Genomic DNA, 21,276 nt, shown 5'->3' with positions numbered 1-21,276 from the left:
CTATATTTTTATGAAAAGAGGACTTATTACCGAAGAAGCTACTTTGGGAACACCGTGAATAAGGTTGTGGCGCAAACTGCTTAGCTCCGAACAGATAGCGAGCCGTTACTCTAAATAGCTATCCACACATACTTAGTTATAAGACCTGTAAAAAATAAACGGAACTGGGGCAAAAGTCGCCTAAATAGAAAAAACGCCTAAAATTCGTTTTTGAAAACGTTGATTTTAGGCGTTTTTTAAATTAAAAAATGTGTTAAGAACGACTGGACTTTTAGGTTTATCCCAGTCTCGTTTGTCCTACTGATTACTAGATTATAAAAAAACATTTTAAACAAAAAAGCTTGGGGCAACTGCTACCCCAAGCTCATTTTTAATTTTCAGAAACGAATTTAGCTGCTTGTTGACCAGCTTGACGCCCAAAAATAATAATTTCTGCTACTGAATTTCCACCAATTCGGTTATCTCCATGTAAGCCACCAGTTACTTCACCAGCTGCATATAAACCTTTAATTGGTTCATTATCTGCATTTAATACTTCTGTATTGATATTAATTTTCACACCACCCATTGTATAGTGGATTCCTGGTGCGATTTTGATTGCATAATATTTTGGTTTTGATAGGTCATTATCCATTGCAGTTGTACGATTAAATTGTGTGTCATTTTTATCTGCTACTTCACTATTCCAAGTGTTAACTGTAGTTGCTAATGTTTCTTCAGGAACGTTGATTGCTTTGGCTAACTCTTCAATGCTGTCACCAGCTGTAACATAGCCTTTTTCATCATAGAAATCAATTGCTTTCGCGCGGTCGCGTACACCTTGGTCAAAAATCAAGTAAGCTGATTTGTCTGGTAAAGCAGTAATTGCTGCTGATACTTTATCACGAGTATCCATTTCATTTACAAAACGTTCACCATCGTTATTGACAAGAATTGCACCCTCACCACGGACAACTTCGCCAATCAAAACACCTTTATCTTGCTGAACAGTTGGATGAATCTGAATTTTATCCATATCCACTGCTTGTCCACCGAGTTTTTCAATCATCTTGATTCCATCACCAGTTGAACCTTCTTGGTTAGTTGTTACATAGCCTTTTAGGTCTGGACGATATTCTTCAATCAACTCTTTACTTGCACCAAAACCACCAGTTGTTACGACAATTGCTTTTCCAGTGATTTCTTTTGGTTTTTCGCCTTGCACTTGAACAGTTACTTCATTCACTGTACCGTCATTTTTCTTGATATCTGTTACGTCTGTGTTTACAAAAATTGGAATCTCACGTTCATGAACGTTTTTCAAAAGACCTTCAACTAGGTACCCACCAATTGCAGAACCATCAGATGGACGATGTGTACGTTTTTCACTCATTCCACCAGTAATCGTTAAGTTATCTAAAGTAATACCATTTTTGTCTAACCAATCAATAGCGTCTGCTGAATGATCAACAAAGTAGCGTAACATTTCTTTGTCGTTCGTTCCTCCGCCACCTTTTAATGTTTCTTCATAAAACGCATCATTTGAATCTGTAATGCCATCTGCTTTTTGGAATTTTGTTTCAGAGGCATTCATTCCGCTTGAAGATTTTGAAGTATTTCCGCCCGCAACTGGCATTTTTTCTAAAATCACGGGATTTAGACCAGCATCTTTTGCCTCAATTGCAGCAGTCATTCCAGCTCCACCAGCACCAACAATCACTAGATCATAGGAATCTTTCATTTCTTTTGGATCAGTATATGCTTGCTCAGATGCACCAGAAGACACATCTGTTGTCTCTTTTGTACTTGAGTTTGATGATTCTTTTGAAGCTGAATTATCTGATGAACAGGCGCTCATCGTGATAACAGATGTAACAATAAATAAACTCGCTAATAATTTTTTCATTTTTTTCCTCCTTTTTCCCAAAGCCCATTATAAGTGAATAAAATCACAATAACAACTGCTATGAGAAAAATTTAAAAGTCATCTAAAAAAATCAGACACTACCAAGTATTTGATAAATAAAAACATAACATAGTTTTTAATCGACAAAAAAAAGTTGTGACAATCGTCACAACTTTTTTTGAAGTCTTTATCAGGTAATTACTCAGACAGATAATAAACTATTTTTTTGGTTATTCTTATTTACTCGAAGATGGATGCTTGAAGCCACAACCTTATCCACGGTGTTCCCCAAGCAGCTTCTCTCAATAATTCATAACTGTCCAAAAATATGAAAAGCTATTTTTGTCAGTTTCTCATTATTTTTTCGAAGCTGAGCGCTTGGAGCCACAACCTTCTTTTAAAATTTTGTTAAATTTTTTTCTGGAGCCAATTCACCAATGATTCGAACTTCCGTTTCTAAGTTTACATCAAACGTTTCTTTGATTACTTGCTGAATATGGCCAATCAATTCCACATAGTCTGTTGCTGTTGCATGATCAATATTGACAATAAATCCTGCATGCTTTTCAGAAATTTGTGCGCCGCCCCATTTTAAGCCTTGCAAGCCAGCTTCTTGGATTAATTGCCCAGTGTAATGCCCAACAGGACGTTTAAACACACTACCACAAGAAGGGTACTCAAGTGGTTGTTTAGACTGACGCAGTTCAGTTAGTTCATCCATTCGCGCTTTGATTTGTGGGTAATCCCCTTTTTTCAATTGAAAACGTGCTTCTAACACGATTGCCTTCATTTTTTGGATTTCGCTATGACGGTAAGAGAAATTCATTTCTTCATTAGTCAATGTTTGCATCGTTCCATCTTCAAGCAAAACATCTACTTCTGCAAATACATCCTTGATTTCACCATCATAAGCTCCGGCGTTCATATAAACAGCGCCACCGATACTTCCTGGAATTCCACAAGCAAATTCAAAACCTGTTAATGATTCTGCCAAAGCTGCGTAAGTTGTATCAATTAGTTTCGCACCCGCTTCTGCTACAACGACCATATCTTCTACATGAACAGCATTCATTTCAGTCAACATAATAACTACGCCACGAATTCCGCCATCACGAACGATCAAATTACTAGCATTTCCTAAAACCATCCAAGGAATTTGGTTTACTCTGCAATAATCAACGATTTCTTTGACTTCTTCTTTTCTCTTTGGAAAAGCAAGAACATCTGCTGGTCCACCAGTCTTGGTAAATGTATAATTCATCAACGGTTCATCTAAGAGCAAAGTTATCTCTGGTAAGTGCTTCATTATTTCTTCTTTATTCACTGAGGATTTTCCTTTCTATTAAAACATCCACATTATTCTATCACGCTTAAAACAAAGTTACTACCCTCGATGTTAAAGCAAGTGACGAAGCTGTGTCCGAATCATTTGTTCACAAAGTTCATGACTCTGATAAACCCCTGTTTGTTTTAACTGTTGATTGTTCGGTTGCGTGTGTTGGATCTGTTCAAAAAATGCCATAATCATTGGTTCAAATCCGCGTTTTTCTAAAGTGTTCGTCCAATCCCCAAACTCCTTTTGGCGTGTTTGTCCCTCCTGTTGAATCGTCATCTGTGTCAGATTACGAACTTCGTACGTCCCTTGTTCACTTGTTACTTGATACTGTTCTGTATTCGCACCACTTCTCAAGTCCATTGTTAAAATAGCCGTTTGATTCGCCGTTTCGAGATGCAACATAGCAAGTTCTAAGTAGTCATTCTTTTCAATAATTTTACTGTTCACTTGGGTAATTGGTTCATCCAATAAATAAACAGCTGTATCGACTAAATGTAAAAAGAGATCATACACAACAAATTCAGTTGTTTCTTGAGCAGCTATCCGATTTTTTTGTAATTGGATCAGACGTTTATTTGGCAATTGCTTCAATTCTTCAACCATTGGCGCAAAACGGCGATTAAACCCAATCATCAGCACAACCTGATGTTTTTTTGCCAAGGCTTGTAACTCAGCTACTTCATGCAACGAAGTACTTAATGGTTTGTCAATAAACACATGGATTCCCTGTTCTAAACATCTTTTTGCGAGTTCATAATGGACTTTTGTTGCTGCGTGAATCATACATGCTTCGATTTTTTCTGCAATCAATTCATCAATCGTTTCATACAAATGAGAAAATCCATACATCTCTTTGATTCTTTTTTTAGTTTGTTCATTTCTAGTTGCAAAATAAAAGGTCAATGTTCCTTGATTTTTTGCATACGTTGGTAGATATGCTTTTTCTGCAATGTTGCCAACACCGATTACGCCAATCTTCATTTGTTCTCCTCCAATAACGGTTTCTTAACTCAATCTTACACTATTTTTCATTTCGATAAAATTGAAGTACAATGAGAACAGAAAAAAAGACGTACTTAAAGTAAAAAGGAGTGTCTATTTTGAAACTTATCTCTTGGAATGTTAACGGCCTTAGAGCGATTATGAAGAAAAATTTTATGGAGGTCTTTCATGAACTAGATGCAGATTTCTTTTGTTTACAAGAAACTAAATTACAAGAAGGACAAATTGAGTTAAACTTGCCTGGTTATCATCAATATTGGAATTATGCAGTCAAAAAAGGTTATTCAGGTACCGCCATTTTTGCTAAGGAAGAGGCTCTATCTGTTTCTTACGGTATGGGCATTGATGAACACGATCAAGAAGGTCGTTTGATTACATTGGAATACCCAAACTTCTTCTTAGTTACCTGTTACACGCCCAACTCACAAAGCGAATTAAAGCGATTAGCTTATCGACTTGAATGGGAAAAATCTTTTGAAAATTACTTAAATGAGTTAGACAAACAAAAACCAGTAATTATTTGTGGTGATCTAAATGTGGCACATGAACAAATCGACTTAAAAAATTGGAAAACAAATCAAAAAAATGCTGGCTTTACCATTGAAGAGCGAACTGCCTTTTCACACTTACTTGCTACAGGATTTACTGATACTTTCCGTCATTTTTACCCAAAGCAAGAAGGTATTTATTCTTGGTGGAGCTATCGCTTTAATGCACGGAAAAATAATGCTGGCTGGCGCATTGACTATTTTTTAACAAGTCGTTCTTTGGATAGCAACTTAATCGATGCCAAAATCCACACTGAAATTTTCGGTAGTGATCATTGCCCAGTTGAATTAGACTTAAAAATGTAAAGATTTATTTTGATTACTAGAAACAGTTTATTTTTCGATAATCTATGTTAGAATACTTTTTAAAAAGGAGGTTTTATGAAAATGAACTTCGTTGCAATGGACTTTGAAACGGCTAACCATCAACCATATAGTGCTTGTTCGTTGGCATTAGTGATGGTCCAAAATAGTCAAATCGTTGATGAATATTATACCTTGATCCAGCCTGAAACACCTTTTTTCTGGCGTAATGTTCAAATTCATGGGATTCATCAAGAAGATGTGCGAAATGCACCAAAATTTCCAGAGGTTTGGTCAACTATTCAGAATTATTTTCAACAAAATCGGCTGGTTGTTGCACATAATGCCGCTTTTGATACTAAAGTTTTAGCTGGCTGTTTAGACTACTATCAACTAGCTCAACCAAATTATTTATCATTATGTACGGTAAAAAGTAGTCGCAAACTATTTCCAGAATTCCCTAACCACAAACTCAATACGGTTTGTGAAAATCTCTCTATCTCGCTAGATCATCATCACGATGCGCTAGAAGATAGTCGAGCTTGTGCTGAAATCTTGCTCTATCAAGAAAAGCATTTTGGGACGGAGCCACTTAAGAAATTGGTTACTTTGAAATAAGGTTGTGGCGCAAAGTGGTTAGCTCTGAAAAAATAAAGAATAACTGACAAAAATAGCTGCTTATGTTTTTGGACAGTTATGAATTATTTCGAGGAGTTGCTTGGGGAACACCGTAGATAAAGGTTGTGGCGCCAAGCGTTCAGTCCAACAAGCTAGCGAACAGTCACTCAAAATAGCTTTTGATATTTTGAACTACCACAATCAAAACAAACAATTTTTTAACACTTAAAGACAAAAAAAGAGGCACAGTTTATAGTGTACATCGAAAGTTAGACCAGAATAGCTAACTTTTGGGGCACACTATGAGCCGTTCCTTTTTTTAATTCCCTAATCATTTTACTAGAAACACATCTTATACTTATAAATTCAAATAACTCATTTGATACACATCTAAAAATTCACCCGTATCACTTCGCGCACCTCTTGGCATCGTTGATTCAATTTTAAAACCCAATTTTTGATATAAATGTACTGCGCGTTCATTTCGAACTTGAACTTGTAACTCCAAGCGAAAAATTTTTTCACTGTTCTTTGCCCAATCAATCATTTCTTCAATCAGCAATGTTCCTAAACCAAAGCCCCAATACTCTTTTAGTAAACTAATTCCAATTTCTCCGATGTGAGCGATTCGGTATTCACTAGTAGCTTTTACGGAAGCTGTCCCAACAATTTTATCCCCAACTAAAGCAACCAATAACAAATTATTCGCACTTTCAGCCAAATAACCTAATTCTAAAGCAAGTCCTTCTGGTGACAATTGCAAGCCTTCTTCATCCATCACTAAAAATTCTGTTTCGCTGCCAACTTGTTTACTCATTGTCAAAATTTCTTGGGCATCTTCTGGAGCAGCTTCACGGATTACCACACTAATTTCCTCAGCCATTGATTTCTTCCCATCCATTTCGTATTCTTTTTTCAAAATCTGCTCCTTGACTGCCATATGCGCGGAACTTCACATAGCGTTTATCCAAATCTGTATCACTTTTTTCTAAAATCAGTTCCAAATAATCTTCTGGTACAGCTTCTTCCAGTAGATTTCCCCATTCAACAACAGAAAGCCCATCACCTTCAAAATACTCATCTAATCCCAAGTCAGCACCACTTGCTGCCACGCGGTAGATATCCATGTGATATAACGGTAAGCGTCCTTGTCCATACTCGCGAATAATCGTATAGGTTGGGCTTTTAATCATTTGATCGATGCCTAATCCTAAAGCAATTCCCTTGGTCATCGTCGTTTTTCCAGCACCAAGATCACCAGTTAGTATTAAATTGTCGCCTGCTTCAGCAACTTGCCCAATTACCTTCGCAAGTTTTTCTGTCATGTCTAATCCTGTTAATTCAATCATTTTTGGTTCACTACTTTCTATGATTCGTCCTGTTTCTATGTGCAAGTATAACGTGGAACAACCGATTTTTAAAGAAAAAATAAGAGTGTCGACCGAAGCCATACACTCTTACTAAAAATCAACTTTTCAAAAATAAAACGTTTATTGGTTTATTTGTTTGAGATGACCGCTTGAAGCTAACCACCTTGCGCCACAACCTTATTCACGGTGTTCCCCAAGCAACTCCTCGAAATAATTCATAACTGTCCAAAAACATAAGTAGCTATTTTTGTCAGTTATTCTTTATTTTTTCAGAGCTGAACGCTTGACGCCACAACCTTATTAGTCCATCAAAGTTTGTGCTGCCGTAATAATTGACAATTTATAAACATCTTCTTCATTTGCCCCACGTGACAAATCAGAAACTGGCTTGTTTAGACCTTGTAAGATTGGACCAATTGCTTCAAAGTTACCAAAACGTTGCGCAATTTTATAGCCAATGTTTCCAGATTGAAGCTCTGGGAATACAAAAACAGTTGCTTGGCCTGCTACATCTGAATTAGGTGCTTTCAATTGTGCAACTGCTGGCACATATGAAGCATCAAATTGTAATTCACCATCAATCATGTATTGAGGTGCTAATTGTTTCGCAATTTTTGTTGCTTCTACAACTTTATCTACTTCAGCTGCTTTTGCAGAACCTTTTGTTGAAAAACTCATCAACGCAACTTTTGGCTCGATGTCGAATAATTCAGCTGTCTTAGCTGAGTCAACAGCGATTTCAGCTAATTCTTGCGCCGTTGGATTGACATTGATTGCACAGTCAGAAAAGACATATTTTTCTTGATCTCTTCCGCGAACCATAATCATCGCACCACTTGTACGACTCACACCAGGTTTTGTCTTGATGATTTGTAAAGCTGGACGAACTGTATCACCAGTCGAGTGAATAGCACCAGAAACCATGCCATCAGCAATCCCCATATAAGTCAACATTGTACCAAAATAGTTGACATCTTTTAAAATTTCTTGTGCTTGTTCTTTGGATGCCTTTCCATTACGACGTTCAACAAAAGCATCAACCATTTCATCCCATTGTGCATAATTAGCAGGGTCAATGACTGTAAATCCTGAAGCTTTAATCCCACGCGCATGGGCTGCATTTTTGATTTCTTCTGGGTTACCAATCAAAATTGGTTCCATCAATTCTTCTGCTTTCAAACGAGCAGCAGCGCCCAAAATTCTTGCATCAGTTGCTTCTGGAAAAACGATTTTAATACCACGACGAACAATTTTAAATCTTAAATTATCAAACAATTCCACGAGATGACCTCCAGATATTTTATATACCCAATCATACACTATTCTCAAAAAAAAGAACAGTTTATTTTATCTGTATTAGTCATAAATGCTATAAAAATGAAGTTTTTCACATAGCTGCAAATCTGCACTATAACAGGAAAGCGCTGTTTTATTACACTGTTTCAGGCAGTTGCCATTCAATTGGTGTTTCGCCTAAAGCCACCAATGCATCGTTTGCTTTCGAAAATGGTTTCGAGCCAAAAAAACCACGATGTGCTGACAGCGGACTTGGATGTGGTGAAGCCAAAATGACATGGCGACTGCGATCAATCATTTTGATTTTTTCTTGAGCTGGTTTGCCCCATAAAATAAAAACGATTGGCTGTTCCCGCTCATTTAATTTTTCAATGATTCGATCTGTTAATTGTTCCCAGCCTTTTCCACGATGTGAATACGCTTGTCCTTCTCGAACAGTCAAAACAGTATTTAACAATAAAACGCCTTGCTTTGCCCAAGAAACCAGATTTCCATGTTGTACTGGCACGATGCCCAAATCTGACTGCATTTCTTTATAAATGTTCACAAGTGACGGTGGTGTCTTCACACCCGGTTGCACCGAAAACGATAAGCCATGTGCTTGATTCACACCATGATAAGGATCTTGACCCAGAATGACTACTTTGACTTTGTCATAGGGCGTTAATTCTAATGCTTCATAAATATGATACATATCGGGATGTATCTTTTGTGTTTGATATTCTGTTTTTAAAAATTCACGTAAAGATTGATAATAAGGTTTTTCAAATTCATCTGCTAAGATTTCTTGCCAGCTATTATGAATGATTTTTTTCAAAATCCTTCACCTCCTTTTCAAAGGATAACCTACAAATTATTCTTAAACAAGGGACAATCTTCCTCGCGTTGCCTCCTTAATATGGTAAACTAAGAAGAAGAATTAGAAAGGAACGGTAAACAATTATGATCAAACTAATTGCATCCGACATGGATGGTACATTATTAGATTCACACATGAGCGTGACACCGGAAAACGCCGAAGCGATTCGCTTTGCTACACAAGCTGGAATCGAATTTATGGTAGCTACTGGTCGTAATTATCAAGAAGCGCGTGCCGCTTTAGATGAAGTTGGTATCGATTGTGCGATGATTACTTTAAACGGTGCACAAGTTTTTGACAAAGAAGGCAATTCTCTTTTTACAGTTGCCATCCCTCACCAAGAAGCAGCGCTTGTACTAGATATTTTAGATCAAAATAAAATCTATTATGAAGTTTCAACCAACAAAGGCTTGTATTCTGAAAGCCAAGCAAAAAGAATAGAAAGCTTCGCCTCCATGGTTGCTACACATTTACCACATTTGACTTACAAAATGGCCATCGCAATGGCTTCAGCAAATTTAGAATTACTTCATATTAATTACATTGATAGTATTCGTGATCTTTTGCAACAAGACGAGGAAATTGAAGTTTTGAAAATTATTTGTTTCCATAATGAAGGGCCAAGTGTTCTCGGTCCTGTCGGCAAACAAATTGATGAACTTGGTAATCTAACAGTTACTTCTTCTGGTCAAAATAATATTGAAGTCAACCATAAAAATGCTCAAAAAGGAATTGCTGTCGCACACGTTGCAAACGACCGTGGCATTTCTTTAGATGACGTCATGACTATTGGAGATAATTTCAATGATGTCAGTATGTTGCAGGTAGCAGGTGTAAGCTTTGCTATGGGGAATGCAGAAATTGACGTGAAAGAATATGCAAAATACACAACTGCGACGAATTTAGAATCTGGCGTTGGCAAGGCAATTTTACGTGCAATTGCTGAAGACTTATAGTTTTTAGTTAGAAAAGAGGGATAACGATGTCAGAATTTTTCATTCAAGAAAAACAGCTTAGTCGTGCGACTCGGACAATCGTTAAAAACGAGGATGGTCAATCACTTTTCTTAATGGTTGGTCGTTGGGGAACGAAAGGCGATGCACTTTCGCTTTATTCAATGAATGGAAAACTCGTTGCGCACATCAAGCAAATCAGCCTGACATTTGGTACTCGCTTTGAACTTTACAAAGATTTTGAAAAAGTTGGCACCATGCAAAAGATTTTTAATTGGCCAGGTGATTTTTATTATATTCGTCACCTTCATTGGACAGTTCAAGGGGATATTTACAATCACCGTTACCACATCCATCATTTCAATCAGCCGATTATGGCGATGAACAAAGCCACTTTGTTTACTGGTGACTACTATGTACTAGATGTGACCAAAGATGAAGATGCGCCACTTTGCATTTGTATTGCTGCTGTTTTGGATTATTGGCTCTACCACAAAAACAAAAATAAGGAACATCCACTTGATTTTCGATTGGATCTGAATTAACGCCTCTCAGTAAAAAGCCCTAGAAGGGCTCACTACTTGCTGCTCCCTTCAAGGGAGCTTTTTTAAAAGACCGCCAACCGCTCTCTCTCTATTTTTTTCTAGTCTTTATTTGCTAAATAGATCGCTGTACTCTCTTTTACTTATACTATCTCTTACTCGATCTTCCGCTTCTTGTTCTCGTATATATTTTGCAATTGTTTTTTGATTGAATCCTACAGTACTCACGTAATATCCTTTGGCCCAAAACGATCGATTTCCATAATTATATTTCAGATTCCCATGACGCTCATGTATAATTACAGCACTTCTCCCTTTTAAATAGCCCATAAAACTTGATACACTCAGTTTAGGCGGGATTCTGACTAACAGATGAATATGATCTGGCATCACATGGGCTTCGATAATTTCTACCTTTTTCATTTCACACAGTTTTCTCAATATTTTCCCAATGTCTTGTCTCAACTTTCCATAAATGACTTTTCGTCTGTATTTTGGTGTAAGCACAATATGATACTTACAATTCCATCGAGTATGTGCTAAACTTTTATCGTCATTTGACATAAAAACTCCTTTCGATTTGATAACGGTTGGTAGCCTTTATCTAGTATATCGAAAGGAGTTTTATCGCTAAAGCTACTTCTTCCACGCGCAGTACGCGTGGTTTTTTTGTTTCAATCGCTTTACCGATTGAAACCGACTAAAGTCATGAGTAAAAAACTGCAGACATCATCCTTTTTTGGGACTTTGTCTACAGTCTGAGTAGTAGGTATCCTTACCTACTACTTTCAAAATCGAATTCTTGACAAATTAGTTAGCCTGAACAAAATAATTAAAATCAGCGATAGTGTTGCCCTGAAATCGTGTGTAACTCCCCTTTTCGATTTTAAAAAAAGATGGCACGCCAGAAATCTTTAGCTTAGCATACATTATCTGCTTTTCTTGAAACGTCAACATCTCAGTATCTATATAAAAGATAGGCTGGTCTATCTTTTGGTTCGTATAAGCAGTATAGCGTATGAAGGACCGACAAAACTCGCAAGTGATTCTTCCAACGTAAAGATAGCCAGTTTTTTTATTGAGGTTAGATAAATCAGAAGAAATGTTCGTAAATTTCTCTGTGTGTTTCTTATAAAATCGTTTATTTTCTTTTGTCAGTTCCAAGTCGCGTTTATCTACATTTATTAACATCTGTTGATTTGTAAATGATTCTACTGGAACCATTGAATGGTCATATTTTGCATAAGCAAATACGCTACAAAGAATTAGAATAAAAAGATACCCAAATAAAAACCACTTTTTTTCCTGTTTTTCTTCTTTCGATAATTTTGCTAGCATATAAATTGTCATGAATATGTTTATGGCGATAAACAAGTTTATGTATCTGATGATGTTATAAGTATGAGAAGTGATCAGATCAAATCCCCCATAACCTCCGAAAATAACAGCAAACGAAACGATGACTGGTAAGCAGTAGAAACTCTTATGCACAGTTTATTGCCATCCAGGATAATGTTCCCACCAATGCTATTACTGTAAATTCTGCACCAGCGAATTCAACAATTAAAGCAGCCACTTCACGCCATGCCATTTGTTTAATGAACCCCATAACACCAGCACTAATAATTGCAGACCATAAAGTTGCACCAATGAAATCTTTTATCGAGCTTGACATACAATCTAAAAACGCACCACGAACCAAATTATTTTGTCGTACTAAACTGAAATCTTTTATTTCGGAGTATCCCTGAGAACTAGTTAACTTTGTCCCATACTTTTCTTCTAGCTTCGCATAATCAATACCAACAATTTCTCCTTGTTCATTTGTTAACAAAGCTTGTGTAAACATAAACTCTAATTCACTGGCTACTTTATCTATCTCTGCTTTTTTTTGCTGATTAGATAAATTAGCAAAAACCATTTTTGATTTTTTAATTCCTTTTTGAAAATTCATACTTCCGCTTAATTCTACCTTTGATAGCTGATTTTTTTCAATGGTTTGAGCTGAAACCGATATAGGCACTACTACACTAAGTAAAACTAACAGTACAGAAAATAGTACAAATACTTTTTTTGACATAATTGTTCCCCCTGTAAGTATTATTTTTTTGAATTCAGCTGATTTCAAAAATAGCTTAGCATAAAATAACAAAAATAAAAAATGTTAATTCACATATCTCAACAACAGATAACTTAAATAAGCAAAAAAACCACTTTCAATCCATTTAAAATAACTAATTACCTATAAAAAATCATCAATTTCTCTCATAATTTAAATTTTCATGTAGTTTTCCACAGCCAAAACAAAAAAAGTTGACAACTCCCCTTATTTAGTTAGCATACTAACTAAATATCGTTCATCGATTATTTTATTGAAGGAGGCCTCACTTAAATGGATACTGGCTATTTATTAATGAATATTTCAAAGCAATTAAAATACAATTTAAATCAAGTACTGAATAAAAAAGGAATTACTGTTCAACAATGGGCAGTAATTCAACAACTCTTTCTCAAAAACGAACAGACTGCTGTCTTACTATCAGAAGCATTGGATATGGACAAACCCACTATTTCCGGAATCATCAAACGACTAGAAAAGAAAGGATTAGTTATCAAAACGGAGAATCCTTCAGATCTTCGCTCTCAGTTGATTTCATTGACCGATACTGGGCATGAAATTTTATCTGAATGCCAAGCACTTAGCGAACAAATTCTTGCAAACTATTTAACAATTTTGTCTGCAAAGGAACAAGAAACCTTGAATATTTTACTAACAAAAATAAATCAAGAAAATAATCGAATAGAAAAGAGGAATATGTAATGGATCATATACTTGTTATTGGTGGTACAGGAAATATTGGCTACCCTTTGATTGAAACATTAGCAAAAAACGATAAAATAAAGCTCAAAGTAGGCGTTCATACTGTTTCAAAGGTTCAAAAAGCATTTCAACAGTTACCACTTGTCCCATTTGACTTTTTAGACCCAAAAACTTTTCCTAAAGCTTTTAAAGTGTGAATAAAGTCTTCTTTATTCGGCCACCACAGTTATCTAAACCAAAAGAAGACATGGCACCTTTTCTAGCATATGCCAAACAACAAACTATCGAGCAAATCGTTTTCGTTTCTTTAATTGGAGTTGAAAAAAATCCGATGACTCCTCATCATAAAATTGAAAAAATGATCCGTGAAGCAAAAATACCTTATACTTTTATTCGTCCTAGCTTCTTCATGCAAAATTTAAATACAACGCATCAAAATGATATCAAGAACAACCATGATTTGTTTATTCCAGCAGGACATTCAAAAACAAGTTTTATTGATACCAGAGATATTGGTGAGGTAGCTGCTGTTTGTTTAACAAATTCAGCTTACTTGAACCAAGAGTTAGAACTTACTGGAGCAAGCGCACTAACTTATGACGAAATAGCTGAAGTGATGACAACGATTTTGGACACAAAAATTACTTACAGCAAGCCAACTTTATTTAACTTTCGTCGGGTGATGATCCAACGTGGGATACCAAAAGACTACGTCAATGTTATGGTCACACTTTATCTGATTACTCAATTAGGCAATGCTAAAAAGGTGACAAATACAATTGAACAAGTATTACATCGGCCACCACGAACCATTCAAGAATATGTCCGAGATTATAAACATGATTTTATTCGTGAATCCCACGAGTAATTTAGTTGTTGTTGAACCAAAATAATCGTAAAAAAAACAGCATTCAAACTTAAGCAAACGACCTCAAGTGAAGGTATATACTTTGTTTTTTACTTATGATGGACTAAATAGGCATTCGCCAATTCAAAATTTCAAGTTATGCATGAATAACTAATTCTTTAACAGAAAATCTTGCCATTTCGTAACATTAAGCGCCCCAAAACAGCTGTTTTGAGGCGCTTAATTGTTTTTCATTTTTTATTGGCCAACCCTTAGTCCATCTACAAACAACTTTTATATTGTCTTTTGCATATGCTCATATTGATGCCCGCTGATTTCCGTTTCTTCAACGACTTCAAATCCATGACGTTCATATAATTTTTTTGCTTGTGGATTTTGTTGATCGACGCTCAAACCGATGATTGTTCGGTTCGCTTTTTCTGCTAACATCGGTAACGCTTCTAATAGTTTAGAGCCAATTCCTTTTCCTCTAAATTTTTCAGAAACAGAAATCGTATCCAGATACCATTCATTAGGTAAGGTTTCTTTATCTATAAATAAATATTGGTCACGTGGAAGTTCATGTTTTTCTAAAATATCAGCTAACGGTAAATCAATCATAGGTTCTTCTTCGTCTGTATAGCCAAAGGCAACACCTGCCACTTTTCCATCTATTTCTTCAACGATTCCACGAGTATAGCTATAACGATAGTCCGGATCAGCAATTGCATCAGTTAAAACCTCAATTGTTTTTTGCTCGCCAAAGGTTTGAACAAATGGTAATTCCATATCTTTTAAAATGACCAAAATCAACGGTGCAATTTCAGGTCCGTCTTCTTTTCTTGCAAAACGAATCATGTTTATTCTCTCTCCTTTTCTTGCCATTGTAGCATTTGGAAAAAGAAAGTGCAAAATTCGTTATTTTAAATAATTTTCAATTTTTTGAGTAACAAAGTAACCGTGAGAGACTCGTTTTGCTGCTTCTTCACGGCAATATGGACAAACAATTGGTACTTCTTTATCCACGTGTTCAACAACATTTCTAACTTCATGATACGCAAATTTTTTACCACAATGTGGGCACACCATCTTTTCCATAATCTCAACTTCCTTTCGGTTTTCACACCTTTAGATTACTCTTATATACAAAAAAAGAGAAGTGATAACCTTCTCTTTCTGGACTATGCTGATATTAAAAATTGCTGGATTTTTTTCTCGGCTAAAAGATGGATATTGTAGTAAAGTTTCCCTTCTTTTTCGAGAATTTCCCAAGCATGGACTTTTGCCCGCTTGTTTCCAGAAACAGCAATCGCTTCTTTCATAGCAACTTGCGGTTTCTTAGCTTTACGCAGCTTTTTCGTCTCTAATTGTGTCTGATTTTGCTTTTTTTGTTGGCTGATAGCTTTGGTCGTCGTTTTTCCCGTCGTTGGATTGACAACAACTTCATGCTCTTTATCTACAAATAAATAACTATAAGCTGAACTAGCAGTTTTCTTAACTTCATCAGGTAAAAAAAAGCCAATGCTTGTCACTTTCTGACTGTGTGCTTCCTCTTCAAAAATTGAAATTGCTTCTTCCAGAGAAATTTGATAATCTTGCTCACTCAAATCATCTGGTTGAAAAGTTGCATTTAACAAGCCCATTCCACCCGCAACGCCAACAAACACTAAAGCAGCCAAAGTAAGAACGATTTTTTTCATTTGCCTACTCCCTTTTCCCAATTTTTTTCAGTATACCAAGACTCTGTTTTTGGAAAAATCGAAGCAAGTGAAAAAGAAGTGACAGTTTTGTTATCTATTCATGTAATTCAAGTGGTAAGCCATCTGGATCAAAGAAAAACGTCATTTTTTCACCTGTAAAAGTATCTTTTCTAATTGGCTCTGTCTCAATACCCATTTGCTGAAGTTCAGCTACAACTTTTTCAATCTGATCGACTTTAAAAGCTAAGTGGCGCAACCCACAAGCTTCTGGATAGTTTGGTCTTGCTGGTGCAGAAGCAATGCCAAAAATCTCCAATTCAGCCTCTCCTAGTCTTAAGTCTAGTTTGTAATCACCTCTGTCTGTGCGATAGTTCTCACGAATTACTTCAAAGCCTAGTTTTTCGACATAAAACTCTCGCGATTTTTGATAATCAGAAACAATGATTGCTACATGGTGGATGGTTGATAAATTCATTCTTTTTCCCTTTCTTAACTCAAAAAAATTTATTGGTACAATCTTTAGAACTCTGATGATTTAATCCGGTTGTCATGAACACAAACTCCTCGCTTCTTAATTAAATTACTGCTAAGATATAGATATTTTAAGGAGGAGAAAATGAAAAAATTACTAAAAATACTTTTATCAATATTCGCAATTCTTGCACTTATTATAGCAGGCTATGTTGGTTACGTGTATCTAAGCTATCACCGAGAAGCTGACAACCAGGATCTTACTATTCAGTCAAGTAGTTCAGCCAAAGATCTCCAGACAGCTCAAGACTATCAAATCCTGACCTATAATATTGGTTATGCGGCCTATCCGCCCGATTATAGTTTTTTTATGGATGGCGGCACTGAGTCACGAGCATTTAGTAAACAAAATGTTAAACATAACTTACAGGAAATCCAAGGTGTTATCCAAGAACACCAACCAGACTTTGCCTTCTTTCAAGAAGTTGACAAGAAAGCAACTCGTTCATATAACATTGATGAAGTTGCCACTCTTTCACAAAATTTTAGTGACTATTCATCTGTTTATGGTCAAAATTATAACTCGGCTTATCTTTTTTATCCAATCACACAACCAATTGGTAAATCACAATCTGGGTTGGTCACTTTTAGTAAAGGAACGATTGCTGAAAGTACACGCTATTCTTTACCCATCGAAACTGGGTTCAATAAGTTTTTTGACTTAGACCGTGCATTTACGGTAAGTAAAATTCCTGTTGCAAATGGCAGATTTCTTTCACTTTATAATTTACATCTCTCTGCTTATACAAAAGATCCTGCAATTCAAAAAGCACAAATCAAAAAATTAGCCGCACAAATCAAAAAAGATCAAGCAGAAAAAAATTATATCATTGTAGGTGGTGATTATAATCACACTCTGTTGCCGGATAGCGAGAAAATTTTTGGCGAAACAAAAGAAGATTTGAGTTGGACACATGCGTTTCCTGAAGAACTTTTACCGAAAGGCATGCACATCGTTCGAAAAGATTTAGCAGAAAAAGCAGTTCCTTCTGTACGCAATTTAAACGAAGCTTATCAACCAGACAAAACTTTCGTCACGTTAATTGATGGATTTTTGGTTTCTGATAATCTTTCAATTAAAGATATTCAAGTAATTGATACGAAATTTGCTTATTCAGATCATAATCCGGTTCAGATGACATTCTCTCTACAATGAAAAAGAAAAGCCAAAAGTCAGGTAATTGACTAATGGCTTTTTTGTTTGATTTACGCTTTGAAATCTTTTCTGTTTTTTGCAGAAATTTGAAATAAAAATATCATAACACAGATTTTTTTAAATTGTAAGACTAGATTTTATCATTTAAAAGCATACAATAGATTGTGGTAAAAAAATCTAGAGACACTACATTTTGTGTCTAAAGGAGTTCTTATACATGAAATCATATTTTCATTTTCTAGCTCATCAGCTAAAAGGTTGGCCTCAACAAAATTATTATCTTTTCTTTTTTAGTCTGGGTTGTCAAATCATGACACTCGTAAATAGCCCCATTACTTGGCTGTCGATTGTTGCTTTTATCGGGACTAATTTAGGTGTTTTATGTATTTTATCGATCAACGCTGCGAAATCTGTTAATGGTGTTTTGGGCATTTTATCTGCTATGTGTTTCATCATTGTCGGCTTTTCAGCTAAAAATTATTTAAGTATAGGTGAACAAATTGCTTATATGGTAACTTTGGATATTCCCGTTTTATTAAGTAAAGAATGGAATCACAATATGGCTTCAAAAATTCGTAAATTTACTGGTAAAAGTTGGTTCATCGCAATTATCGGTACTATTCTTGTTTATTTTGTTTCAGGTTTCTTGATTGGTCGTTATACTGATGATCCTCGTCCTTGGATTGATGCGATTGCCTTTTCAATCAGTCTTTCAGCTGGTATCATCAGCTTCTTGCGATATAACAATCAATATTATTGGTGGTTAGCATCTGGTTTGGCTCAAATGGTTCTTTGGTATGTATCATTTACACATGGTTCTGCGAGTCTAGCAATGTTTGTTAACAGCTCTGTTTATTTGCTAAACGATGTATTGGCCTTCACCGTTTCTCCTTGGTACAACCAGAAAGAACGTGAAAGAATGCAAAAAATGGAAGAAGAATATTATCAGACACATCAACACGCGTAAGGTTGTGGCACAAAGCGTTTAGCTCCGACAAGATAGCGAGCAGGCTCTCAAAATAGCTTTTCATATTTTGAAGTGAATGCAAGTTATCTTGAGGAGTTGCTTTGGGAACACCGTGAATAAGGTTGTGGTGCAAAGCGTTTAGCTCCGAACAGATAATGAGCAAACACTCAAAATAGCTTTTCATATTTTGAAGTGAATGCAAGTTATATTGAGGAGTTGCTTTGGGAACACCGTGAATAAGGTTGTGGCGCAAAACGTTCAGCTCTGACAAAATAATGAGCAACTGGCAAAAAATAGTTTTTCATGTTTTTGGACAGTTGTGAATTATTTCGAGGAGTTGCTTTGGGAACACCGTGAATAAGGTTGTGACGCAAAATGGTTAGCTTCAACCAATAAGGAAATTTTTCTAAAAATAGTTTAGAAAAGAAATTCTTATTGGCGAAGGTTGTATCAAGAACAGCTTAAAGCAACGAACAAAAAACTACTGTGACTTTTCGTCACAGTAGTTTTTTTATAGCAATTCTTTCAATAGTGCTTTAACTTCTGGCTTTTCTAAATAAAGAGAGTGTTCTAATTTTTGATAATAATCTAACGCTGTTTTTTGTTCTTCTGAAAAGACATACTGCCGTTGTTCAAAATCAACAATCACTTCGGCTACTTTTTTGCCATGAAGTGAGTGAGCAAGGCTTTGCCATTCTTGTTCAGTCAGCTTTTTACTAGTTGATTTGACTTCAATGCTCGACAGTTGCTCACTCGTATTTTCTCGGCGTAAGGCTTTTAAAAATCCATTACGGATAACTCTCGGCAAACTATCAAAAAAGCCTTCTGTAAAACCATAATAGGCATATTTTTCCCAAATCAAGATGTAAATATCCGGTTGGATAAAACGTTGTTGTTGTGCGCGCACCTTCGCTTCAGTCAACTGATGCGTCGGCTGTTCTCGATTGAACGAACGTAATTCAGCAATCAATAAGTCAAAATAACTGCTTGGTAATTTTTCCTTTGTATCCATCAAGACAGCTTGCCAATCTTTTCGTAAAAATGCACGGTAATTTGTCAAAAATTCTTCAACGTTCCTCGTTAACTCTTCTGTAAAATCTTCAAATAATTCCTTCTTTGCTCGACTTTTCTTTGGCTGATCAGCAATCTGCTCACTGATTTTTTGGATTTCATGTTCTATTGCCTGATAATCTGCTAAGTAAATGGGCATCTGAGCTTGTCGAAAATCTGCTACTCGTTTAGCCAAATGAACGTCTGGTAAATACGGTCGTTTCAATCGTCGGTTATGGTACAAAGAAAAAAGATATTCTTGCCATAACACTTCAGGAAATTCGATATTTTGTTGTTTTAACCATAATAGTTCATCCAATGCTAAATCAACTTGTGTCATCCCTTGATGGATTGAATTTGCAATTGCTGGTGAAACATGCAGATGCTCGGCAAAGTGATTGATTCCTAGTTTTAGAATTTTCCCTGTTTTTGGAGATTTAACGATGTATTGAACCTTTAATTCTCGTCCACAATCGCAATACAACTTTTCTTGTCTTCGAGAAGTTCGAAAAAAAGGGTTGATTTTAAAGTCAGCAAATACCCAATCCGTAGCAGCCAAATAATTTTCTTCCATAAAACGTGAATTGATTAAGTAACGACGGTATTTATCAACTAATTTGCGTTGTGGCTTCGTCAACCGTTCATAAATTTCAAAGCGTTGATTGCTGGTATATTGTTTTGATACTTTAATTGGATAACTTTTCTTATTTAGTTCTTTGGGAAACCATTCTTCAAATACTGCTTTCCATTCTTCCATAACGTTTCCCTCCTAAAAAAAGAAGCTGGGATCTAACGAGTCGTTAGTTGCCAGCCTCTACTATTTGATTGCTAATTATTAGTGAGTTGTACCTGCATTACCAGAAATATCTTGTTCATTTTCAATTGCAGCTTCGACCGCATACGTTAGTGAATCGGCAATATCAGCTAATGACATAGATGCTGTACCCACTGGACGTTCGATTACTTGATCAGGTGAAAACGGCACATGGATAAAGCCACCACGAATTGTTGGAAATTCTGTATGAAGGACATGTAATAAACGATACATGATATCATTGCAGACAAATGTTCCTGCAGTATAAGAAATATATGCTGGCAGTCCATGATCGTGAACATTTTTAGTCATTGCTTTGATTGGCAACGTAGTGAAATAAGCGGCTGGTCCGTCTTCTTCCAATGCCGTATCAAACGGTTGGTTTCCTTCATTATCAGGAATACGTGCTTCTGCTAGATTGATTGCTACTCGTTCAAATGAAACAGCTGAGCGACCTCCTGCTTGTCCAACACAAATGACAATTTCCGGTTGATGCTCTTTGATTGCTTCTCTGACTACTTGGCTACTTTTTCCAAAAACAGTTGGTACTTCTAGTTTGATAATCTCAGCTCCCGCAATTTCTGCAGGCATTTTTTTTACAGCTTCATAAGCTGGATTTACTTTGTCGCCACCAAATGGATCAAAACCTGTTACTAATACTTTCATCTTTTGTTCCTC

General features: G+C 36.0%; 23 protein-coding genes and 1 pseudogene. 8 read left to right on the top strand and 16 right to left on the bottom strand.

Annotated elements, in window-relative coordinates:
* Positions 1-370: 370 nt before the first annotated feature.
* The 3 genes from AB3I20_RS11765 to AB3I20_RS11755 form a co-directional block, all read right to left on the bottom strand.
* A complete protein-coding gene (locus AB3I20_RS11765; RefSeq protein WP_368027400.1) occupies positions 371-1,885 on the bottom strand; it encodes a flavocytochrome c in 1,515 nt (504 codons plus the stop codon).
* Between the two features lie 397 nt (positions 1,886-2,282).
* Positions 2,283-3,209, bottom strand: a complete 927-nt coding sequence (gene murB / locus AB3I20_RS11760; RefSeq protein WP_368027399.1) for a UDP-N-acetylmuramate dehydrogenase — start codon at positions 3,207-3,209, stop codon at positions 2,283-2,285.
* A 72-nt stretch (positions 3,210-3,281) separates the two neighbouring features.
* On the bottom strand, positions 3,282-4,202 hold the full coding sequence (locus AB3I20_RS11755) for a Gfo/Idh/MocA family protein (RefSeq protein ID WP_067481518.1): 921 nt from the start codon (positions 4,200-4,202) through the stop codon (positions 3,282-3,284).
* 119 nt (positions 4,203-4,321) lie between these two features.
* Between AB3I20_RS11755 and AB3I20_RS11750 the strand changes: the two genes are divergently transcribed.
* Both AB3I20_RS11750 and AB3I20_RS11745 read left to right on the top strand, forming a co-directional pair.
* The gene (locus tag AB3I20_RS11750) at positions 4,322-5,077 is read left to right on the top strand and encodes an exodeoxyribonuclease III (protein WP_368027398.1); all 756 of its coding nucleotides are present in this window, start codon (positions 4,322-4,324) and stop codon (positions 5,075-5,077) included.
* Positions 5,078-5,158: 81 nt separating this feature from the next.
* Complete coding sequence (locus tag AB3I20_RS11745; protein WP_067481646.1) at positions 5,159-5,692, top strand: 3'-5' exonuclease; 534 nt, start codon at positions 5,159-5,161, stop codon at positions 5,690-5,692.
* Positions 5,693-6,050: 358 nt separating this feature from the next.
* Here the strand turns inward: AB3I20_RS11745 and AB3I20_RS11740 are convergent, their stop codons facing one another.
* From AB3I20_RS11740 to AB3I20_RS11725, 4 genes are all read right to left on the bottom strand, one after another.
* Positions 6,051-6,575 carry an N-acetyltransferase family protein gene (locus AB3I20_RS11740; protein ID WP_368027401.1) on the bottom strand — a complete coding sequence of 175 codons (525 nt, stop codon included), beginning with the start codon at positions 6,573-6,575 and terminating at the stop codon, positions 6,051-6,053.
* On the bottom strand, positions 6,568-7,041 hold the full coding sequence (tsaE, locus tag AB3I20_RS11735) for a tRNA (adenosine(37)-N6)-threonylcarbamoyltransferase complex ATPase subunit type 1 TsaE (protein ID WP_067485401.1): 474 nt from the start codon (positions 7,039-7,041) through the stop codon (positions 6,568-6,570). The genes AB3I20_RS11740 and tsaE overlap by 8 nt, the downstream gene beginning before the upstream one ends.
* Positions 7,042-7,362: 321 nt before the next feature.
* Positions 7,363-8,343 carry a phosphate acetyltransferase gene (gene pta / locus AB3I20_RS11730; RefSeq protein WP_071868813.1) on the bottom strand — a complete coding sequence of 327 codons (981 nt, stop codon included), beginning with the start codon at positions 8,341-8,343 and terminating at the stop codon, positions 7,363-7,365.
* Between the two features lie 151 nt (positions 8,344-8,494).
* Positions 8,495-9,175 (bottom strand): uracil-DNA glycosylase, encoded by a 681-nt coding sequence (locus AB3I20_RS11725; RefSeq protein WP_067485113.1) that lies wholly within the window; start codon positions 9,173-9,175, stop codon positions 8,495-8,497.
* A 125-nt stretch (positions 9,176-9,300) separates the two neighbouring features.
* Between AB3I20_RS11725 and AB3I20_RS11720 the strand changes: the two genes are divergently transcribed.
* Positions 9,301-10,173: a Cof-type HAD-IIB family hydrolase gene (locus tag AB3I20_RS11720; RefSeq protein WP_067485117.1), complete on the top strand. Its 873-nt coding sequence runs from the start codon at positions 9,301-9,303 to the stop codon at positions 10,171-10,173.
* 26 nt (positions 10,174-10,199) lie between these two features.
* Positions 10,200-10,715: an LURP-one-related/scramblase family protein gene (locus AB3I20_RS11715; RefSeq protein WP_067485120.1), complete on the top strand. Its 516-nt coding sequence runs from the start codon at positions 10,200-10,202 to the stop codon at positions 10,713-10,715.
* 105 nt (positions 10,716-10,820) lie between these two features.
* On the opposite strand, the gene tnpA is transcribed toward AB3I20_RS11715, so the two are convergent.
* The 3 genes from tnpA to AB3I20_RS11700 form a co-directional block, all read right to left on the bottom strand.
* On the bottom strand, positions 10,821-11,276 hold the full coding sequence (gene tnpA, locus AB3I20_RS11710) for an IS200/IS605 family transposase (RefSeq protein WP_071868812.1): 456 nt from the start codon (positions 11,274-11,276) through the stop codon (positions 10,821-10,823).
* A 246-nt stretch (positions 11,277-11,522) separates the two neighbouring features.
* Positions 11,523-12,050, bottom strand: a complete 528-nt coding sequence (locus tag AB3I20_RS11705) for a hypothetical protein (RefSeq protein ID WP_143139930.1) — start codon at positions 12,048-12,050, stop codon at positions 11,523-11,525.
* A 145-nt stretch (positions 12,051-12,195) separates the two neighbouring features.
* Positions 12,196-12,792, bottom strand: a complete 597-nt coding sequence (locus AB3I20_RS11700) for a hypothetical protein (protein ID WP_071868810.1) — start codon at positions 12,790-12,792, stop codon at positions 12,196-12,198.
* Between the two features lie 312 nt (positions 12,793-13,104).
* Between AB3I20_RS11700 and AB3I20_RS11695 the strand changes: the two genes are divergently transcribed.
* Both AB3I20_RS11695 and AB3I20_RS11690 read left to right on the top strand, forming a co-directional pair.
* Positions 13,105-13,533 (top strand): MarR family winged helix-turn-helix transcriptional regulator, encoded by a 429-nt coding sequence (locus AB3I20_RS11695; RefSeq protein ID WP_368027397.1) that lies wholly within the window; start codon positions 13,105-13,107, stop codon positions 13,531-13,533.
* Positions 13,533-14,401, top strand: a pseudogene (locus tag AB3I20_RS11690) (NmrA family NAD(P)-binding protein). Before AB3I20_RS11695 ends, AB3I20_RS11690 begins: the two are co-directional and overlap by 1 nt.
* A gap of 273 nt (positions 14,402-14,674) precedes the next feature.
* Here AB3I20_RS11690 and AB3I20_RS11685 read toward each other — a convergent pair.
* The 4 genes from AB3I20_RS11685 to AB3I20_RS11670 all read right to left on the bottom strand — a co-directional run bounded on the left by AB3I20_RS11685 (position 14,675) and on the right by AB3I20_RS11670 (position 16,555).
* Positions 14,675-15,238 (bottom strand): GNAT family N-acetyltransferase, encoded by a 564-nt coding sequence (locus tag AB3I20_RS11685; RefSeq protein ID WP_067485131.1) that lies wholly within the window; start codon positions 15,236-15,238, stop codon positions 14,675-14,677.
* A 60-nt stretch (positions 15,239-15,298) separates the two neighbouring features.
* Positions 15,299-15,478, bottom strand: coding sequence for a hypothetical protein (locus tag AB3I20_RS11680; protein ID WP_067485133.1), 180 nt, complete (start codon positions 15,476-15,478; stop codon positions 15,299-15,301).
* A gap of 83 nt (positions 15,479-15,561) precedes the next feature.
* Entirely contained in the window at positions 15,562-16,080 is a 519-nt protein-coding gene (locus AB3I20_RS11675) for a PepSY domain-containing protein (protein WP_067485136.1), read from the bottom strand.
* A 94-nt stretch (positions 16,081-16,174) separates the two neighbouring features.
* Positions 16,175-16,555, bottom strand: coding sequence for a VOC family protein (locus AB3I20_RS11670; protein WP_368027396.1), 381 nt, complete (start codon positions 16,553-16,555; stop codon positions 16,175-16,177).
* A 141-nt stretch (positions 16,556-16,696) separates the two neighbouring features.
* Between AB3I20_RS11670 and AB3I20_RS11665 the strand changes: the two genes are divergently transcribed.
* Together AB3I20_RS11665 and pnuC are read left to right on the top strand one after the other, a co-directional pair.
* Positions 16,697-17,767 carry an endonuclease/exonuclease/phosphatase family protein gene (locus AB3I20_RS11665; protein WP_284590583.1) on the top strand — a complete coding sequence of 357 codons (1,071 nt, stop codon included), beginning with the start codon at positions 16,697-16,699 and terminating at the stop codon, positions 17,765-17,767.
* A gap of 217 nt (positions 17,768-17,984) precedes the next feature.
* Positions 17,985-18,734 carry a nicotinamide riboside transporter PnuC gene (pnuC, locus tag AB3I20_RS11660; protein ID WP_067485144.1) on the top strand — a complete coding sequence of 250 codons (750 nt, stop codon included), beginning with the start codon at positions 17,985-17,987 and terminating at the stop codon, positions 18,732-18,734.
* Between the two features lie 511 nt (positions 18,735-19,245).
* On the opposite strand, the gene AB3I20_RS11655 is transcribed toward pnuC, so the two are convergent.
* The gene (locus AB3I20_RS11655) at positions 19,246-20,541 is read right to left on the bottom strand and encodes a hypothetical protein (RefSeq protein WP_368027395.1); all 1,296 of its coding nucleotides are present in this window, start codon (positions 20,539-20,541) and stop codon (positions 19,246-19,248) included.
* 78 nt (positions 20,542-20,619) lie between these two features.
* Positions 20,620-21,264, bottom strand: coding sequence for a pyroglutamyl-peptidase I (gene pcp / locus AB3I20_RS11650; RefSeq protein WP_067485150.1), 645 nt, complete (start codon positions 21,262-21,264; stop codon positions 20,620-20,622).
* Positions 21,265-21,276: the final 12 nt, after the last annotated feature.

The sequence above is a fragment of the Enterococcus sp. C50 genome, from assembly GCF_040887505.1.
Lineage (GTDB): Bacteria > Bacillota > Bacilli > Lactobacillales > Enterococcaceae > Enterococcus_B > Enterococcus_B thailandicus.
Note: the sequence above shows the minus strand (reverse complement) of the source record. Positions and strands in the feature narration are given on the sequence as shown.